General features: G+C 46.3%; 14 protein-coding genes. 4 read left to right on the forward strand and 10 right to left on the reverse strand.

The genetic code is table 11. The annotated features are described in order from the left end of the window. Positions 1-63: 63 nt before the first annotated feature. Together KU855_RS05255 and KU855_RS05260 are read left to right on the forward strand one after the other, a co-directional pair. On the forward strand, positions 64-1065 hold the full coding sequence (locus KU855_RS05255) for a D-alanine--D-alanine ligase (RefSeq protein ID WP_218529255.1): 1002 nt from the start codon (positions 64-66) through the stop codon (positions 1063-1065). Positions 1066-1251: 186 nt separating this feature from the next. Next, on the forward strand, positions 1252-1500 hold the full coding sequence (locus KU855_RS05260; protein WP_218529256.1) for a DUF3297 family protein: 249 nt from the start codon (positions 1252-1254) through the stop codon (positions 1498-1500). A gap of 297 nt (positions 1501-1797) precedes the next feature. On the opposite strand, the gene KU855_RS05265 is transcribed toward KU855_RS05260, so the two are convergent. The 7 genes from KU855_RS05265 to KU855_RS05295 form a co-directional block, all read right to left on the reverse strand. After that, the gene (locus tag KU855_RS05265; RefSeq protein ID WP_218529257.1) at positions 1798-2199 is read right to left on the reverse strand and encodes a cytochrome c; all 402 of its coding nucleotides are present in this window, start codon (positions 2197-2199) and stop codon (positions 1798-1800) included. Next, the gene (locus tag KU855_RS05270; protein WP_256260892.1) at positions 2196-2525 is read right to left on the reverse strand and encodes a cytochrome C; all 330 of its coding nucleotides are present in this window, start codon (positions 2523-2525) and stop codon (positions 2196-2198) included. The genes KU855_RS05265 and KU855_RS05270 overlap by 4 nt, the downstream gene beginning before the upstream one ends. Positions 2526-2581: 56 nt before the next feature. Further along, the gene (locus KU855_RS05275; protein ID WP_218529259.1) at positions 2582-3808 is read right to left on the reverse strand and encodes a sulfite oxidase; all 1227 of its coding nucleotides are present in this window, start codon (positions 3806-3808) and stop codon (positions 2582-2584) included. Positions 3809-3810: 2 nt separating this feature from the next. Beyond that, complete coding sequence (locus KU855_RS05280) at positions 3811-4134, reverse strand: cytochrome c (protein WP_218529260.1); 324 nt, start codon at positions 4132-4134, stop codon at positions 3811-3813. A gap of 441 nt (positions 4135-4575) precedes the next feature. Further along, positions 4576-8448, reverse strand: coding sequence for an ATP-dependent RNA helicase HrpA (gene hrpA / locus KU855_RS05285; protein WP_218529261.1), 3873 nt, complete (start codon positions 8446-8448; stop codon positions 4576-4578). 79 nt (positions 8449-8527) lie between these two features. Continuing rightward, a complete protein-coding gene (locus KU855_RS05290; RefSeq protein WP_218529262.1) occupies positions 8528-8944 on the reverse strand; it encodes a CBS domain-containing protein in 417 nt (138 codons plus the stop codon). 77 nt (positions 8945-9021) lie between these two features. Further along, positions 9022-10059 carry an isoaspartyl peptidase/L-asparaginase family protein gene (locus KU855_RS05295; protein ID WP_218529263.1) on the reverse strand — a complete coding sequence of 346 codons (1038 nt, stop codon included), beginning with the start codon at positions 10057-10059 and terminating at the stop codon, positions 9022-9024. A gap of 138 nt (positions 10060-10197) precedes the next feature. Between KU855_RS05295 and KU855_RS05300 the strand changes: the two genes are divergently transcribed. Together KU855_RS05300 and KU855_RS05305 are read left to right on the forward strand one after the other, a co-directional pair. Then, the gene (locus KU855_RS05300) at positions 10198-12042 is read left to right on the forward strand and encodes an autotransporter assembly complex family protein (RefSeq protein ID WP_218529264.1); all 1845 of its coding nucleotides are present in this window, start codon (positions 10198-10200) and stop codon (positions 12040-12042) included. Further along, positions 12039-15857: a translocation/assembly module TamB domain-containing protein gene (locus KU855_RS05305; RefSeq protein WP_218529265.1), complete on the forward strand. Its 3819-nt coding sequence runs from the start codon at positions 12039-12041 to the stop codon at positions 15855-15857. The genes KU855_RS05300 and KU855_RS05305 overlap by 4 nt, the downstream gene beginning before the upstream one ends. A 65-nt stretch (positions 15858-15922) precedes the next feature. On the opposite strand, the gene rplY is transcribed toward KU855_RS05305, so the two are convergent. The 3 genes from rplY to KU855_RS05320 all read right to left on the reverse strand — a co-directional run bounded on the left by rplY (position 15923) and on the right by KU855_RS05320 (position 18454). Beyond that, on the reverse strand, positions 15923-16210 hold the full coding sequence (gene rplY, locus KU855_RS05310) for a 50S ribosomal protein L25 (protein WP_218529266.1): 288 nt from the start codon (positions 16208-16210) through the stop codon (positions 15923-15925). Between the two features lie 122 nt (positions 16211-16332). Next, positions 16333-16881: a DUF882 domain-containing protein gene (locus KU855_RS05315; protein ID WP_371316322.1), complete on the reverse strand. Its 549-nt coding sequence runs from the start codon at positions 16879-16881 to the stop codon at positions 16333-16335. Positions 16882-16990: 109 nt separating this feature from the next. Then, positions 16991-18454, reverse strand: coding sequence for a murein L,D-transpeptidase (locus tag KU855_RS05320; protein ID WP_218529267.1), 1464 nt, complete (start codon positions 18452-18454; stop codon positions 16991-16993). Positions 18455-18641 lie beyond the last annotated feature (187 nt).

Below are 18641 nucleotides of genomic sequence, written 5' to 3' on the forward strand. Positions count from 1 at the left end.
CCTAGCGCACACTTAGCATTACACTGTGGCGCTAAGTGTGCATTTAGGCACAGTGGAGAAGTAATGACCCCAATTAACCTGTTATTAATCTGTGGCGGTGGCAGTAGCGAACACGCCATCTCGTTAATGTCTGCGGCTTATCTAAAGTCCAATTTAGAATCCATCGCTGGCGTCAATTTGATGCAAGTAGAAATGCTGGCCGGCGGTCAGTATCAAACCCTCGATGGCAAGCTAGTGCAACTGAATGCCGATCATCAATTGGTGAGCGAAGATCCCGCCATCGCGGCTTGGAAAGTTGACTATGTAGTGCCTTGTATTCACGGTTATCCTGGTGAAACTGGCGATATTCAGTCGTGGTTAGATTTGATTAACTTGCCCTACTTTGGTTGCCAAGGGGAAGCCAGTATTAATTGCTTCAACAAGGTCACCGCCAAGATGTGGTTCTCGGCACTAGGCATCCCCAATACTCCCTCTTTGTTTTTGGACGAGTTAAGCCCCGACGCTATCCGCCGCACCGAAGATGCCCTGCAACAATGGGGGTCAATCTTTGTCAAAGCCGCAAGCCAAGGTTCATCGGTGGGGTGTTATAAAGTCGATGATCCGGCGCAGATCCCGGCTATTCTGAGCGACGCGTTTCGCTACAGTCCTTATGTGATTGTTGAGAAAACCATTATTGCCCGTGAATTAGAAGTGGCTGTGTACGAGTATCAAGGCGAAATAGTTGCCAGCTTACCCGGCGAGATTGTCTGTGCCTCCAATACCTTTTACAGCTTTGATGAAAAATACAACAGCAGCAGCCAAGCCATTACCCATGTGGTAGCGCCCAATTTGTCCACCGAGTTAAGTGATACCATACGTCGCTATGCCATTAAGGCCTTTAGCGGCATGAAGTTGCGCCATTTATCGCGTATCGATTTCTTCTTAACCGCTGACAATGAAATATTGCTAAATGAAATCAATACTTTCCCCGGTATGACCCCGATTTCTATGTTCCCGAAGATGCTCATCAATAATGGCCATGATTTTGCTGCCATGTTGGAGTCCAATATCCGCAGTCAAGTGTAATCTCATTGGCAGCACGCCAATGAAGCGCCAACGTTAGGGCGATAAGTATTGCCCTAACCATTAACCTAACCATAGCGCTACATGGGCTTACGCTAGACTATTTAACGCAAATTATGACTGAGCCACTTGAGCATCTGACAAGCTTTGCCTACAATAGCGCAAATTTTTTCTCAGCAAGAATCCACTATGAACGACACAACTGCACGCCCAAGCTTACCAGATAGATTATCGGTTAACCCACGTAGCCCACACTTTGTGGAAGCCATTTTTGAATTTGATATCGGGATCCGTCTGAATGGTAAAGAGCGTTTTGATGTCGAAGAGTACTGCATCAGCGAAGGTTGGGTAAAAGTACCTAGCGCCAAAGCACTCGATCGCCGCGGCCAACCTTTGTTAATGACCATCAAAGGTAGCGTCGAAGCATTTTACCGCTAAGAATGGTTTAAGAAAATTCAATACAAAAAAGTGGTTAAGCTATTAACCACTTTTTTTTGGCTTAATGCCAGATAAGTCGCTCGTTGGCACTAAGCGCTTGATATGCCGTAGCTTAGCCGTTTACTCACGGGGCTGGTGAAACGTCTGCCCCGCACTGGCTGGCACCGAATGTATCCTGTGACTTGCGTTTAGCTGATAGCGACAAGCGCATCCATGGGCTAGCTGATTATCAAGCAAGATAAAAAAAGCCACTGACATCAGTGGCTTTATTGTCTCATTGGGAAAACGATAGCTTAATTATTGGGCCAAGTTCATCAACGGCTGCTGACTATACCAAAGCGCAATGTCTTTGATGTCCGCATCACTTAACGACATAGCTTGGGCCTGCATGATCGGATTAACCCGCTGACCAGACTTAAACTCCAGTAATTGTTTCACCATAAATGCCGACTTCTGACCATTCAGGCTGGGGTAAGTCTTCATCATCTTGAGCATGCCTTCACCATGACAAGCGATACAACGTTGCATCGCCAGGGTTCCGCCTCGCTCGGCATCCGCTTGATGCTCGACTAACGCGGGTGGAATTTGGGCATTAAGTTTAGCCAACGCTTGATTATAACGGTCATGATCGCTTACCCCGTCAGCCGCCACAGACAGCGGTAACATCAACAGGGTGAGGCTTAAGATCTTCATCTTCATTTGCTCTCCTTAGTCACCATTGGTGGTTGTTGATCGGCCGGCAACGGCAAGCGACGGAATTTAGACATATCCATCTCGGTTTCGCCATAGTGAGTGGCTAAATAATCCAACACGGGCTCCCAAGTGTCCGATAAATCCCACAATCCTTGACTATCCACCATCCACTGAATGGTTTTGCGCCAAGTCTCTTTGTTGCCAGGATTTTGCGGGATAATTAACGTGGTATGACAGGCATTACACTGATAATTAACCATTTCCCAGCCGGGTGCCATGATGAGTCCTGACACCGGATCTACGCCGTATTGGCTATCGGCCTGCGCCATCATTGGCGCTAAGGCTAAACAAGCCACGGCAGTCGCAAGGCGACATGCTTTACTTGTCATTAGACCACCCTTACTGCAATACGGTGACAACCATTGAACATATAGCCCTTTGGATTCCACTGCGGCTGGATAACAGGCTGAGTCACCCCTTGGGCATCGGTGGCTCGAGCCCAAATTTCGTAATAACCCGTTTGCGGTAGATCTAACTCGATATCCCATTGCTGCCAAGCGGTACGGTTAGCCGGCTTAGATAAGTTGGCCTTTTTCCATGTCGCACCATAGTCAAAACTGACGTGCATTTCGGCGACATCTTGTAAGCCTGCCCACGCATGTCCCCGCACTTCAAGGGGTTTGCCAAGCTTAGCTTCTGTGCCAGTTTGCGGGTGAGTAATAATCGACTTAACAATCATTTCTTCAATGATTTTAAAGTCTTTATTATCTACTTTTTCGCCAGGAGCGACGGGATAAGTCGGCACACTGTAAGCTGGAGACTCCATTTTACTGCCATCATGGATCTTATTTCGGATGCTAATCCCCGTCGCCGCTTTATGAGACACAGAGCCTGGGCGGCCACCGAAAACGATACGCAATGGATAACCATGCATATAAGGAATGTCAGCGCCATTCATAGACCAAGCAATCAGGGCGTCATCGTTGAGGGCCGCCGCAATCGGCACCCCACGGGAAATGGCCTCACCTTTACCGCTCAAATGTAAATCCGCACCGTGATGGCCGGTGTAAACCGCATCGGCTTTCACGCCACAGTCATTAAGCACGTCACGCACCAGTACCCCGGTCCACTCAGAACAGAACACTGCCGAATTACTCCACTGATTGCCTTTGGCATTCGGGAAGAATTCAGAGCGGCTATTACCACCACATTCAATGGTCAGTTTTAAGGTGTGGGTTTTAAACTTAGATTTCAATTCATCAATGGTGTAAGTCTTAGGCGTTTCACATGATTCACCATCCACGGTGAAGGTCCAAGTCTTAGGGTTAATATTCGCAAAATCAGGTAACTGGCCATTCCAGCGAATAAAAGCGACATCGGCCGGTGTATTGATAGGGTCAAGCATAAACTCCGGTGGATAAGCATTCACTGGATTGGTATTTAAAATCTTAAAATAATCCGGTAAATCGGCAGCGCTCGACCAAGTTAACGATGACACATCAAGGGGAGTCATGCCTGAAGGACGATTCTGGGCAAACACCCAATTAATCGGCAACATGGCGCCCACTGAAGTGGCTACAGCGCCTTTAATAAATGTACGTCTATCGATTGCCATGATTAATGTCCCTTACCTTGATTAAAATAATTGGCCATTTTCTGCATGTCTTGTTCTGATAATAGCTTGGCCACTTTTGACATAGTGATGTCGTTACGTTGTCCCGACTTGAATGCTTGCAGTTGTGCCACGATATATTGGCTGTTTTGCCATTTTAAATTGGGAATAGAAGTGAACTTACTTTCCCCATCGATACCATGACATGCCACGCACATATTAAGCAGATGAGCATACTTTGCGTCTTCAACTTGTGCATTGGCACTAGAGCACAGCAATAACAGGGTTATTGCGGCAAACATCTTGCGGATGTTGCGGGTGATCGTCATATTGACACCTTAAAAGCCTGATAAAAAATTGATAATCAGTCCAACTCGGCTCTGCCTATCCCTTCATACTACTCCTACTGAATTAACTTGCCCAAAACATCTACTGTAGGCGATTACATTTCAATACGAGTGAGTAATGTTTAAAACACCGATTGTTACTTGCAACCAGTTTTTAAGTAACAAGTATCTTACTGATGTCGGAGGTTGATGAGAAGCACAAAACACTGAAAAAACGTCCATAAATCACACTATCAGACCTAAAAATTTCTAAAATTTGCTAAAAACAAACGTAAGCCCTGAAATCCAACCGAGAATGCAACCAATAAAAAACAGACGTATCAATTTGATTCAGCCCGGTCATTTTGACGTTTAAAAAAAAAAGCGATAATTTCTGACTAGAAACTATCGCTTGATTAACATCACAAAGAGTGGTTGATGAGATTAAATACAGGCCAATTGATTAACAATACGCTTTTCAGAAATCGGCATGCTGGTCCCTAAGACCTGAGCAAAACATGACACGCGCAATTCTTCAATCATCCAGCGCACATCCAAGATCGCCTGAGGAATGGGTTGAGATTTGGGTAATTTTGCTAAGGTAGCCCGGTAGGCGTCACTGACCCGATTAATGGTCAACATATGCAAGCGATCGCGATTGGGATCGACCGGCAATTTTTGTAATCGATAATCGATGGCTTGTAAATAACGCACAATATCGGCCATTCGTTGCCAGCCAGTATCGGCCACAAACCCTCGGTACACGAGACTGTCGAGTTGCTGTTGAATATCACTCATCGCAAAGGCAATATCTAAACTAATTTTGCCCTTCAGACGTTTTTTAATGGCATTAAAAGCCGTCAAAACTTGTTCAACTTTCAAAGCAATCGCTTCAGCCGTCGGGTTTAAATCGGCCCGTACTAATTCGCGAGCTTGGTCAAATTCCGCTTGGGTCCGGATATTTAGCTGATGTTCGTCTAATAACTGTTGCACTGCAGCATCAATAATATCGTTAATTAACAACTGTACTTGTCCAAAAGGATTGAAGTACATCGCTAACTTTGCTTTATTTGGCAGAGCTTGTTGTAAGTGCTTCACTGGTGATGGCATATTCAATAACAACAGACGACGCTGCCCTTGACGATGTTGACGCATTGCCTCGTGTTCATCATCAAATAATTTGATAGCAACGCTAGCGCCCTGGTCCACTAAGCCGGGAAATGCCTTGACTTCATATTGGCCGCGGCGACGTTGATATTGCTGCGGTAAATCCGCAAAACTCCACGTGGTTAACTCTGTTTGCTCGATACCAACATCTGCCACCGCGCGAATCGCTTTGGCGACCACCCCTTGCAGATTGGCTTTTAAACTATCGAACTCACGCCCTTGTGCCACAGGTTTAGCCCGTTCATCTTCGATGACAAAATTCATTAAGAGATGTTTGGGCAGTGAGCTGAGATCAAAATCACTGGCCACGACTTTGACCCCAGTCATGCGTAATAGCTGTTTACATAGGGCATCGAGTAAACTCTGATGGGTCTCCGTCATGGCTTGTACGGCCGCGCGCGCATAATCGGGCGCTGGCACAAAATTTCGTCGCAGTGTTTTTGGCAATGACTTAATCAATGCCATGCATTTTTCGTGTCGTAGCCCAGGCACTAACCAATCAAAACCGCTATCTTCCACCTGATTCAATAACGCTACCGGAATATGCACCGATACCCCGTCATCCTCAGCGCTTGGTTCAAATTGATAACTCAGTGGCAAGGTTAAATTGCCTTGATACCAATGATCGGGAAAATCTAAGGCGGATACCTGATGTTCGCCCTTTTGCATCAGCATATTAGGGTCAAAATTTAAATAATCAGCTTGGGTTTGCTTGTGTTTTTTCCACCAGCTAAACAATTTGGGGGCATTGTAAATCCCGTGGGGAATGCGTTCATCATAAAAGCCGACTAACACCTCTTCATCCACTAAGATATCGCGGCGTCGAGACTTATGCTCAAGATCTTCAATATCTTCAACCAAGGAGCGGTTATGAACAAAGAAGGCTTCTTTGGTGTGTAATTGGCCTTCGGCTAAAGCACTGCGAAGAAATATCTCACGCGCTTCCACCGGAGAGATCGGCCCATATTGTACTCGGCGCCGATTGACTATGGTTAACCCGTATAACACTTGATTTTCTAGCGCAATCACACTGCCTTGTTTCGCTTCAAAATGGGGTTCTAGATGGTTCTTTTTGATCAAGTGTCCCGCTAAAGACTCGAGCCATTGCGGATCAATTTTTGCACAATACCGAGCAAACAAACGAGAGGTTTCTGTCAATTCGGCAGCCATGATCCACTTAGGGCCTTTTTTGGCTAACGGTGAACCAGGAAACACAAAGAATCGTCGATTTCTCGCCCCGAGATACTCGTTGTTATCATCTTTAAAACCAATATGACTCAACAAACCACTCAGAATCGCCTGATGTAAATTGTCATAATTGGCAGGTTCAGTATTTAACCGCCATTTAAGTTCATGGACACTTTGTTTAAGTTGCGCATACAGATCTTGCCATTCACGCACCCGTAAATAGGCTAAGTATTCTTGCTTACATTGTTTTCTAAATTGGTTGGCCGATAACTCATGACGATGCTTGCTTAAGTGTTGCCACATGTTGACCCAAGCGACAAAATCAGAGTCTTTGTCAACAAAGCGTTTATGCGCCTCATCGCTGGCCTGTTTCTTATCTATTGGCCGCTCACGTGGATCTTGTATAGATAAGCCTGAGGTGATCACTAACGCTTCATGGAGACAGCCTAATTGATTGGCCGCAATCACCATACGCGCTAAGCGCGGATCCAGCGGGATATGCGCTAACTGCCGCCCTAATGGGGTTAAGCTCAATTGCCCTTGGCGATTATCTACCGCCTGCAGCTCTTGCAGCAGTAATAAGCCATCTTTAATAAAGCGTTGATCCGGCGGTTGAATAAACGGGAAGCCGCTGATGTCGCCTAAACCAATCGCCAACATTTGCAAAATCACCGAGGCAAGATTGGTACGCAGGATCTCAGGATCGGTAAATTCAGGACGACTAAGGAAGTCTTGCTCAGCATATAAGCGAATACAAATACCCGGCCCGACACGTCCACAACGACCTTGACGCTGATTGGCGCTGGCTTGTGAGATGGGCTCTATCGGTAAACGCTGTACCTTGGTGCGATAACTGTAGCGACTAATGCGCGCCGTACCAGGATCGATAACATAGCGGATCCCAGGCACAGTTAATGAGGTTTCAGCAACGTTAGTGGCCAGCACGATACGCCGACCTCGATGAGACTGAAACACTTTTGATTGTTCGCCATAGGACAATCGTGCGTACAAAGGTAATACTTCGGTATCTCGATATTGGCGCTTTTGTAATTCAGCCGCGGTATCACGAATTTCTCGCTCACCATTCATAAAGATCAAAATATCGCCAGGCCCTGCAGTGACCAACTCATCGACGGCCGCAAAAATACCATCGAGCAAATCGAGATCGGCATCTTGATCTTGAACTAGCGGGCGGTAACGAGTTTCAACCGGGTAGGTGCGGCCAGACACCTCAATAATAGGCGCCTGATTAAAATGAGCCGAAAACCTCTCTACATCAATGGTTGCCGAGGTAATAATGACCTTGAGATCGGGGCGCTTAGGTAATATTTTCTTTAATAAGCCCAAAATAAAGTCAATATTAAGGCTGCGCTCATGGGCTTCATCAATGATCAGGGTATCGTATTGATTAAGGTATTTATCACTGGTCAACTCAGCCAGTAAAATACCATCTGTCATCAATTTGATATAAGAATCCGATTGGATCGCATCGGCAAATCGGACCTTAAATCCCACCACTTGCCCCAACGGACTATCGAGTTCCTCTGCCACCCGCGTCGCGACACTACGCGCCGCTAACCGGCGTGGCTGAGTATGGCCAATTAATCCACGCGTCCCACGACCGAGTTCTAAACAAATTTTCGGTAACTGCGTGGTTTTGCCTGAGCCGGTTTCACCAGCAATAATCACCACCTGATGTTCACTGATGGCGCTGGCAATATCATCACGTTTGAGCGAAACCGGCAGGTTATCAGGAAACTTGATAGTGGGACGATTCGCTATCCGCTGTTGTACTTTGTCAAACGATGCTTGCGCGTTTTGCGCTAACCTCGCCACATTGTCGTCATAGTGTGGATCTTGACGCTGTTTGTTAAGGCGGCTTAAGCGACGGCGTATTCGGGCCACATCGGTTTGAAAGCACTGGCTAAGAAAGGCGTTGGACAGTGGGGAGTTAACGGTCATGAAAACCAAATTCCATTGCTAGAATCAAATCCGCTGATCCTAGCAGGGAATCCAGTGAATTGGTATCGCTGGTCAGTGATTAGGTTTGGGATTCATAGCATTGCTGTAAATATAGACTCATAGCACGCAGTACATCGGTGCGATTGATGGTGCCAACGACCTTGCCATCATCGACCACGGGATACACTTTAGGCTTAAGCCCCAACATTTGCTCAGCTAATTGTAAAATACTGTCACTGGGCCTGACCCATAACACATCGGTGCGCATGCAATCGGAGACAGTTGATGTGAGATCACAGTGATAACTGCTTTTCAACATCACAGATAAACAATCCTGCTGGGATAAAAAGCCAATAAGATGCTTATGTTCATCAACGACAGCCGCCCCCAATTTATTATGTTTGAGTAACTTATCGACGGCATTATTAATTGGCATATCAGCCGTCAATAACACCGGTTGTCTATCCATATACTCACTGATGAAAATCGAATCCATGTCATTACCCCTTTTACCATCGTTGATGTTAAGTCTAGTAAATAACCTTATTGATGGCACAAAAGTGCTTAAAAAGTCTACTGTTCTCGCCAAATCATCACTTGCACAGCGTCGTCATTCTTGCGGGTGGCTCGATACATGCCTTCGGTATTGAATGGGGTGGCAATATTGCCGCGATGATCAATTGCTATCACTCCACCGCTTCCACCGGCGGAGATCAGGCGTTGATTAATCACTTGATCACTGGCTTGAATGATGGAAGTGCCTTGATATTTGACTCGGGCGCAAATATCACCGGCCACTTGATAACGAATAAAATACTCACCATGTCCAGTGGCTGACACCGCGCATACGCCATTCTCGGCATAGGTGCCAGCACCTATAATCGGAGAGTCACCGACGCGACCAAAACGCTTAGCCGTCATGCCGCCTGTGGAAGTACCCGCAGCCAAATTGCCGTGTTTATCAAGTGCAACCGCGCCCACGGTACCAAATTTATCTTTTAGGATCATTTGGTTAATACTGGCATGATAATCGCGAGCTTGCGCTTTATCTTGCTGCATTTTAGTTTTGGCTTGTTGCCATTGCTGCCAGCGTGCCTCGGTGTCGAAATAGCTTTGGGGAACCAATGAAAATTGTTGCTCTAAGGCAAACTCTTCAGCACCGGCACCCGAGAGCAGCACATGGGGAGAGGATTGCATCACTGCTCGGGCAAGCTCAATAGGGTTGGCAATATGCTTAACCCCGGCGACCGCCCCCGCAGCCATGGTGTGACCATCCATGATAGCCGCATCTAACTCATGTCCCCCATCATAGGTGTAAACCGCGCCCTTACCGGCATTGAATAACGGACTATTCTCAAGGATAACAATCGCGGCGGTGATGGCACTTAAGCTATCGCCGCCTTTGGCTAGGATTTCATGACCCGCATTCACCGCTTGCGTCAGTGTTTGTCGATAGGCTTGCTGTTGCTCAGGGCTCATGGCGGCCTTATCAATGGTGCCAGCACCGCCATGAATGGCAATCGCATACGGTTTACCTTGAGCCCACACCGCTGAAGTGGATAATGGCAAGATCAGTGCGAATGTGGCTAACATAGTATGACCAAACTTCATTTATTGATTCTCTTAGAACTGTATTAACAAAGATTTATGACATATTTTAGCTATTTAGCCAACTGCTAACCTTGCTTGAATTCGCTATTATGACGACAATACAACACAGGTTTCAGCATTTGGTAACAACGATTCTTTATGAGATCCCTAGCACTTATTTTGTTTCTTCTTTTATGTTGCTTAAGTGCGATCAGCTCTGCTGAAGATACTGAACAAAACCCATGGCTCGTTATTGAGATCCAAGGTGTTGATAAACCACTTCAACAAAATATCACCGCGCATATTGGTGCCTTACCTACCTCAGCAGTACAACGCCGCGCCTTTTTATTCAACCTAGAAGACAATATCCATGCGGCTCTCGAATCCATGGGCTTTTATCATGGTCAAATCAAACAAACCCTCCAGCAACCGTCTGACGGACCATGGCGCTTGACCCTCGATGTGTCGCCGGGGGCGCCAACAGTGATCCTGTGGGTTGATATTAGGGTTCAAGGTGAAATGCTTGATGATTCGGCTTTTAATCAATGGCTCAATCAAATCAGCATCCGCCCAGGTCAACGCCTAAACCAAGGCAGTTATGAAGCGCTAAAATCTCAGTTATTAGGCCTATCCCTATCTCGCGGATATTTCGATGCAAAATATCAGCTGTCGCAGATCACGGTCAATCGCGATCTTAATATCGCCACCATCAGTTTATTTCTGGATTCTGGTGACAGGTTTCATATCGGCAACGTGACCTTTTCAGGCAGTGATTTGCGGCCCAAATTGTTGGAGCAAATGGTGCCTTTTGATGAAAATGCGCCCTATTCCACCGCGCGAATGGGGGCTATCAACCGGGATTTGCTCGACAGTAATTATTTTTCAGGCATTCAAGTCGTGCCCGAAATAGAAAATACCAAAGATGGCATTATCCCTGTCAGGGTTGAACTAACACCGAAACCTAACAACACCTTAAATTTAGGTTTCGGTGTGGATATTGGTAATTCTGCCAATAACAAATTTGCGCCGAGAGTCAGTGCCACTTGGAACACACCGCAAATTAACCGTTTAGGTCATTCGCAAACAACCACATTAGAATGGTCGCCTGATCGGCCAAAATTTTTAACGACCTACAGTATTCCACTCAGTCACCCAGTGGATGATAAGCTTCAAATTAAGTTTGGCCTAACCCGCGATAAATATGGTGTTACCCAAGTCTTCGATTCGGCCAAGGCGGACTTTGTTAACACTGGCCAATTAGAATCCACCAAGCGCCAATTCGGTGTGATCCGTCAGCAAAAGCTCGCCAATAATTGGTTAGTGGGTTATTCCGTAGAGGCTATTAAAGAGTTCTATAATCAAGCCAGTGTTGATTATGACCCCACCTTTGTGTTGTTTGGTATTGGCGCGCAGCAAACCGTTCGCAGCGATAATACCCTCGACCCCAAAAATGGATATTCTCAGACCTATTCTATCCAATACGCAGATCCATCATTAGGGTCGGCGATTCGGCTGATTCGATTACAAGCCGATGGCATTTGGGTTCATACTTTTTTTAGCAAACATCGATTCGTTAGTCGCTTAAATCTTGGTATCGACTTGGCTAAAGATGACGAACTCGCTTTGGTACCGCCCTCGCTGCGTTATTTTGCCGGCGGCGATCAAAGCATTCGTGGTTACGGATACCAAGAATTAGGGCCATTTCTTGAATACACAGACAGTGAAGGCCGACTCAATCGCGAGGTGTTTGGTGGCCGTTATCTGATCGTCGGCAGCCTAGAATACCAATACTATTTTACCCCAACATGGCGAGTCGCCGCCTTTGTGGATGCAGGAAATGCATTCGACAAAGATCAGTTTACTCCCATCGTTGCGGTTGGACCTGGGATTCATTGGATATCCCCTGTCGGCCCGATTAAGCTCGATATCGGCTTTGGCCTCAAAGCTAGTGAAACTCAAGATAGACCCTGGCGGATCCATTTGACGATGGGAACTGTGCTATGACCCATACGCCCAACACGCCGCCAACTGACACCCCTGCGCCACCTAAGCGGCGTGGATGGCGCTGGCTGCGCCATACGCTCAGAGTCGTCATTTATTTACCTTTACTATTGCTTATCTTGATTGCATTATTAATCGGCACGCCATTTGGTAGCCGAATAAGCGTCATGTTAGCCAATAGCTTAGTGCCAGATCTTGAGGTTGAATATCACAGTGGCCACCTCAATCAAGAGCTCACCTTAACCCATGCCAACTGGCAAATGTCAGGAATACAAGTCGCTACGCAAATGCTTAGCCTTAACTGGGATCCTTTGTGTTTGCTCAGTCGTCAGGTGTGCGTTAACAACCTTAGTGCTGGCGCTATCACTGTCGATATTGATACCGATAACATCCCCAGTAACAGCACTTATCAAGCGCCCACGCCGGCACCCGCCGATGCCCTATTTATTTTACCCTTGAGTATCAATCTTAACGCCAGCACACTTAATCAGGTGAAGGTGCGAGTTAATGACATGCACTTTACGACTCACCGCCTCGAGTTATCAGCGTTATGGCCAAGTAATATACTCAATGTCAATCGTCTAATCGCCGATGGCCTTGAAGTGATCATCCCATCAGCCACTGACGCCAATAGCAGCTCACCAAGCCAAGCCGCAGCAGTGACTTCACCTTGGCCATTAGCCAACTTACCCAAGATTTTTAATCCGGTCGCGGTTAACGTAGATGATTTGAGCATCCACAATGCCAAGCTACAACTGGGTGACAGGCAAGACGTGTTTAGTCAAATTGAGTTGATTGGTAGTTTTCGTGGCAGCCGTTTAAACGTCGATAAACTGGATGTTCACCACACCTATGGACACACAAGCCTTAATGGCCACATGGACTTTTCTGGACGTTGGCCACTTAATTATCAGGCGACACTAACGACAGAACCACATTCCCTGTTGCCTGAAATGCCTAGCTTACAAGCGGATTTGAGTATCGAAGGAGACTTTAGTCAACTGAATACCGCGGTGACTGTCGCTGGCAAACTTGCGGCCGAACTGACTGGGACGATTAATTTACAACAGCCCAGCCTGCCTTTTACTGCCCATGGGCAACGAATCAACCTCTATTGGCCATTTGATGCTCCCTTGTATCGAGTCACCGATGGCGCTATCCAAGCCAGTGGCACCCTGTTGCAGCAATTGGCCAGTGTTTCTGGATTTATTGATAGTCCTTATAGCCAAAAGCTGGCGTTTGCTGCCAATGTCAATCATCATGATCAACGCCTACAGGTTAATCAACTCAGTCTGTTACAAGACAACACCAGTGTGCATGTCAGTGGCCGCTTAGATTACCAAGACGCAGTGCGTTGGGATGCGAGCCTCGCAATTGATGAGTTAGATCCCGCTCGCCTATCCTTACCGCTAGACACCCCCTTACCCCAAGGCAACCTCTCCTTGTCTGTCGACACGACAGGCAAATACACAGCGGATATGTGGCAGGTAAGCCTTAACAATACCAAGATAGAAGGCACATTAAACCAAGAAGTTGTCAGTGCTGCCGGTGATCTAGCGGTTAACAGTAATTACTTTGTTACTGCGGATAACTTTTCACTCAAAGCCTTAGATTCTGAGTTAACCCTGGACGGTAAGTTAGCCGAGCAATGGCGCCTAAATGCCGTGGTGGATATTCCGGATATATCCAATTGGACCAAGGAGGCTCAAGGGAATTTGCACATTAATGTTGTCCTTGCAGGTAGCGATGCGGAGCCAACACTGGCGGCAACGGCGACGCTCAAAGATGGCCAGTATTTGTCTGATACACTTAAGCAATTAAGCTTAAGCCTCAGCGCCGATCTTAAGCAATTACAGCAATACTCACTATTCATAGACGCTGAGCAGGCTAACATCGCCAACGTAAAAGTCACCCAAGTTTCACTACACAGTCAAGGCAACATTCAACAGCAAGCCACTCGCTTTTTGCTACGAGGGCCGGCAGAAATAGACTCTGAAATCAGCAGCCAGTTTGATAAAACCACTCAAGACATCACAGGGCAAATGACCCAACTGAATGCCAGCACCCCCTTGGGCAAATGGCAGCTCGATAACCCGGTCAATGTTCATTGGTCGCAGACAAAACTGTTCGGCACATTCAGTCCCTTGTGCCTTAAACAAGCTGATAATCAATTTTGTTTGAGTACCGAGACGGGGGTCGGCCGCCAAGGCGATGCTCAGCTAAGTTTTAGTGGGACACCGGGTCAAGTCATCGCCCCGCTTTTACCGCCAGGTCTGCATTGGCAAGGTTTAGCCAGAATGGCGGCTGACGCTAAATGGTCAGCCACCACCAAACCGACGGCGCAACTCGTGGTGCAATTACCCGAAGGGCAATTGATAATCAGCCGCCAAAATGAGCCCAATGTTGAAGTCCCTTATCAAAATGTCGAGCTCTACAGCCAACTCAATGAGCATTTTTTAAGCGCCACCCTTAGTGCCAAGGCTGGCAAACAAATGACCGTCGACAGTGCCATCAAAATAGCCGTGACACCGGATCGTAGCCTTACGGGACATATCGATATTAACCATGGCAATTTGTCGACTTGGCTGCCCTTTATTCCACAATTAGCCGTGTTAAGTGGAAAAGTGGCCAGTAGTATTGAGATTGGCGGCAGTCTGCCACAGCCGCTCATCACAGGTGACTTAACCATTACTGATGGTGCCATCGCCAGCAATGCCAACCCGACCTTAATTAACAATCTCGACTTTAACGCCAATTTCGAGCGGCAAATGGTCAACACCCGCGCCACTTGGCAAATGGGTAAAGGCGCTGGCAAGCTCGATGGAACCGTCGATTGGTCCAGTGGCAGTCCTTTAGGGCTCGTGAATATTACTGGGGAAAAACTCGATGTTATCGCCCCGCCGTTAGCTATTTTACAAGTCTCGCCGCAGCTAACATTGGAAGTGAATCCCACCAATATTTACCTCAAAGGTAAGGTGATCATTCCTACAGGGGAGATCACCATAGTGCAATTGGCAGCCGGCGGTATTCCATTATCCAGTGATGTGGTCTTTTATGACTCAACCTCAGCACTGCAACAACAGGCTACGCCGTTTCCATTCAGTACCGACTTAATCATTCAAGTGGATCCCGCCGTGCGTATTCAAGGTTTAGGTCTAAAAGGAAACCTCAGCGGGAACCTCAATTTACAACAACAAATTAATCGCCCGCCATTTTTATTCGGCGAAGTAAAAGTACTAAATGGTACCTATCGATTTTTAGGACAAACGCTGCAAATAAGTGTGGGGGACTTACAATTTGCCGGCCCACCTGACGTTCCTAACCTCAATATTGAAGCTGTTAAAGTGATTAAGGCGGAGGATGTCACCGCAGGGGTGAGGATCACCGGCACCGCAAAAAAACCTGTGGTGACGCTCTTTTCCAATCCACCCAAAGAACAGGCTGAAATTCTGTCTTACATCATTAAAGGCAGCGGTTTTTCTGCCACGGATAGCGGTAATGATGCCTTGATGATGGGCGCAGCGTTAGCCTTAGGCAATCAATTAGGTGGCGGTGCAATCTCTGAAATTGGCAATACTGCCAGTAGTTTAATTGAAAAGTTTGGCTTTAATAATGTCCAGCTCGATACCAATGATGATGGCCAAGTGGCGATTAGCGGTTATATCGGTGAACGGCTGATGGTCAAATATGGGATTGGGGTATTTAATCCCGGCTATGAACTGACCGTTCGTTACTACTTGCTCAGTAGACTCTACCTTGAAACGGTGTCGGGAACCTTAGGCCAGTCACTCGATATCTATTACAGTTTTGACTTCTAGAGACAATGTTAGCCAATAAAAAAAGCGCCAATAGGCGCTTTTTTTATATTGAATCAAGGTCGCAATTAAGCGAATTTGAAGTCAACGTGTTCGATCATTGGCTTGAATACGTGACGTTGCATGTCTTGTACACGTACTTGAACTTCTTTACCTTCCAGAACGATAGTCAGTTCTTCAGTGTAGAAGCCTTCATCAGCTTGAGCGTTGATGATATCTTTGTGAGCGAAAACGATAGCGATCGCTTCACGACCAGGACCGTAAATAACGCCTGGAACTTGACCAGCGTGACGCAGGCGGCGGCTCGAACCTTTCCCTATTTCAGTACGGGTCTGTGCTTGGATAGTGTAAGACATAAGTTTCTCACTTAAAAAATAAATAGATAACGTGTCAGTATTTTCGACCAATACTGACTCAAATAAAGCGCACGGATATTATCACGTTACTCAGTCCAAGCACAAGCAATAAACGGCGTCAGTTACCAAGAACGAACTGGACCGCAATCAACATGCACAAAACCCGAGCGGGGGTAATAGCCGACCCCACCCAGGCGTAATTCTTTAGCCGCATCGCGGATATCACTTAATGGGGTTCCCGGTATTGCTAAATCGATGGCCATCCCTTTGGTATGATAGCTATGCTTTGCAACACCACTGCTTTTGGCAGCCAACATATTATTGGTTTTCAGCGAGCGATATCCCGAAATAATTTGGATTTGTTGGTCGGTCTCCAACGTCATTCGTAAGCGGAACAATAGATCATATAAGCGCTGATCCATGGCCATCACATCATTGGTTCGATGATCACGTAACAAGTGATTAAATCGCTGAATGACGTTTGACTGATAATCACCATTGGCCCAATAGTGACCAACATCATGTTCCCCAGTATGTAAATTCATCAAACTTAATGTTCTCACATCGGTAGTAGAACGGCTTGCAAGCACTTTAGAGGGTATGGCGCAAGCCAACGCTGCACCACCCATACCGAGTAAAAACTTTCTTCTTTTAATGCAAAAACCAGTCAATTCTTAACTCCCCAAAACACAAGATTGGCGAAGAAAGTATCGATTATCTGGGCTAATATCAAGTTTTACGCAGAATAAAATTTCAATAAAAGTGGCATTTACAACACTATCAACGGTTTAGGTTGAATTTTAACCGGCCAACAATTTGTTCTACGTCATCATTTTGTTTGTGATAAATATCACCACGAAATTGTGACAATGAAGGTCCGTCCATCCAAGCAGTCCAATACACTAGATGTACGGGCACCGTTTGATTAAAACTAAACCATTGTGTCTCTTGGGCCGAGGTTCTGCTCATTCTGTTCCACTGTTTCTTATCAATCACAAATTGATTCGCCATCCATTGCGCCAATTCATCAATTTTCTCGACCCGAATGCAACCAGAAGATAAGGCTCGCATCGATTCGTCAAACAAGTGTTTATCTGGGGTATCGTGTAAATACACATTAAAGCCATTATTAAAGTACAACTTATACTTACCTAACGCATTGCCCTCACCGGCACGTTGTACCAATAAGTAGGGAAAACGCCCATTCGCTAGTGTTTGCCAAGCTTGCTCGTCAAAGATCAATTGGCTGCCATCGACATCAAACACATCAAAATGATGCCGTTTTAAATAACTGCCATCTTTACGGATCTTGGGTAATAAATCTTTACGTAAGATCCCTCTTGGTACCCGCCACGTTGGATTAAGCACAATATTTGAAACTTGACTACTGAGCTCTGGGGTCTGCCGACTGCTGCGCCCAACAATGACTCGAGACTGTAACCTAGGTTTGCCATCTTCAATGAGCACTAATTCAAAGGCAGGGATATTAATCAGCAAATATGTGGCTTGTAATTGTTGCTGGTAACGTGTTTTGAGCACAAAGTTAGAAGCCAATAACCGCGCACGACGATAAGGGGTTTTATTGAGCCACATGAGAGTATTGGGGCCAATAATGCCATCATCCTTCAGCCCATGGCGGCGCTGAAAACGGCGGATGTCATCCACTAATTCAGGGCGATAGTGCAAACTGGTTACGTCTCCGCTGTTACTGTCCCCAAGTAGAGTTAATCTTTTTGCTATCAATGGGATACTTTGATGCAGATCATCCGGTTCAATCAGTCCTTGAAACTCAATATTAGCCCAATCACCTTGTGCATCGAGCCAAAGTAAATGGCGAATACGGTTAATCACCCATAAATAATCTTCAACCCTAGGCTCTAGCGCAATAGCTTGGGCTAACAAAGAGGCTGATGATGGCAGAGGCTCACCTTGCTGCCAAAATTGCACAAAGCGTTGTAATAATGCAGGTGCGGCATCCAGTACACGTTGATCGATATTCGAGCTAAGAGTCGAGAGTTCCGATCGCCACTCATTAGGATCGTTGGCTAGCGCCAATAAGGTGACATGATTGAGTAAGATAGTGCGTAATAAATCCACTGGCGCAATTTGGCCAGTATCAGCCGTTATAATCTGCTCTGGCTCAGTACTGTGAGCTTGTGGTAGCCAACTCGCTAATAAAAGTACGATCAGCCATAGCGATCGCCACCGTTTGTTTTGATTTGTCCGACCAATAACTACCAGCATACAAGCAATACCCACCACTCTTGTCCACAACAGGTTAATCAAGTATGGCAAATATTAGTTTGAGTGAAAGGCAGTCGCAGACATAAATGCCGTCGTGCCAAGCGGTCGCTACATGCTTTTCACTATCGCTCAGCCTTAGAGCAACATGTGCTGAAAACAACCGCAAACACTGACTTGAAATAGCTGA

It is taken from the genome of Shewanella sp. NIFS-20-20 (genome assembly GCF_019209865.1).
GTDB lineage: Bacteria > Pseudomonadota > Gammaproteobacteria > Enterobacterales > Shewanellaceae > Shewanella.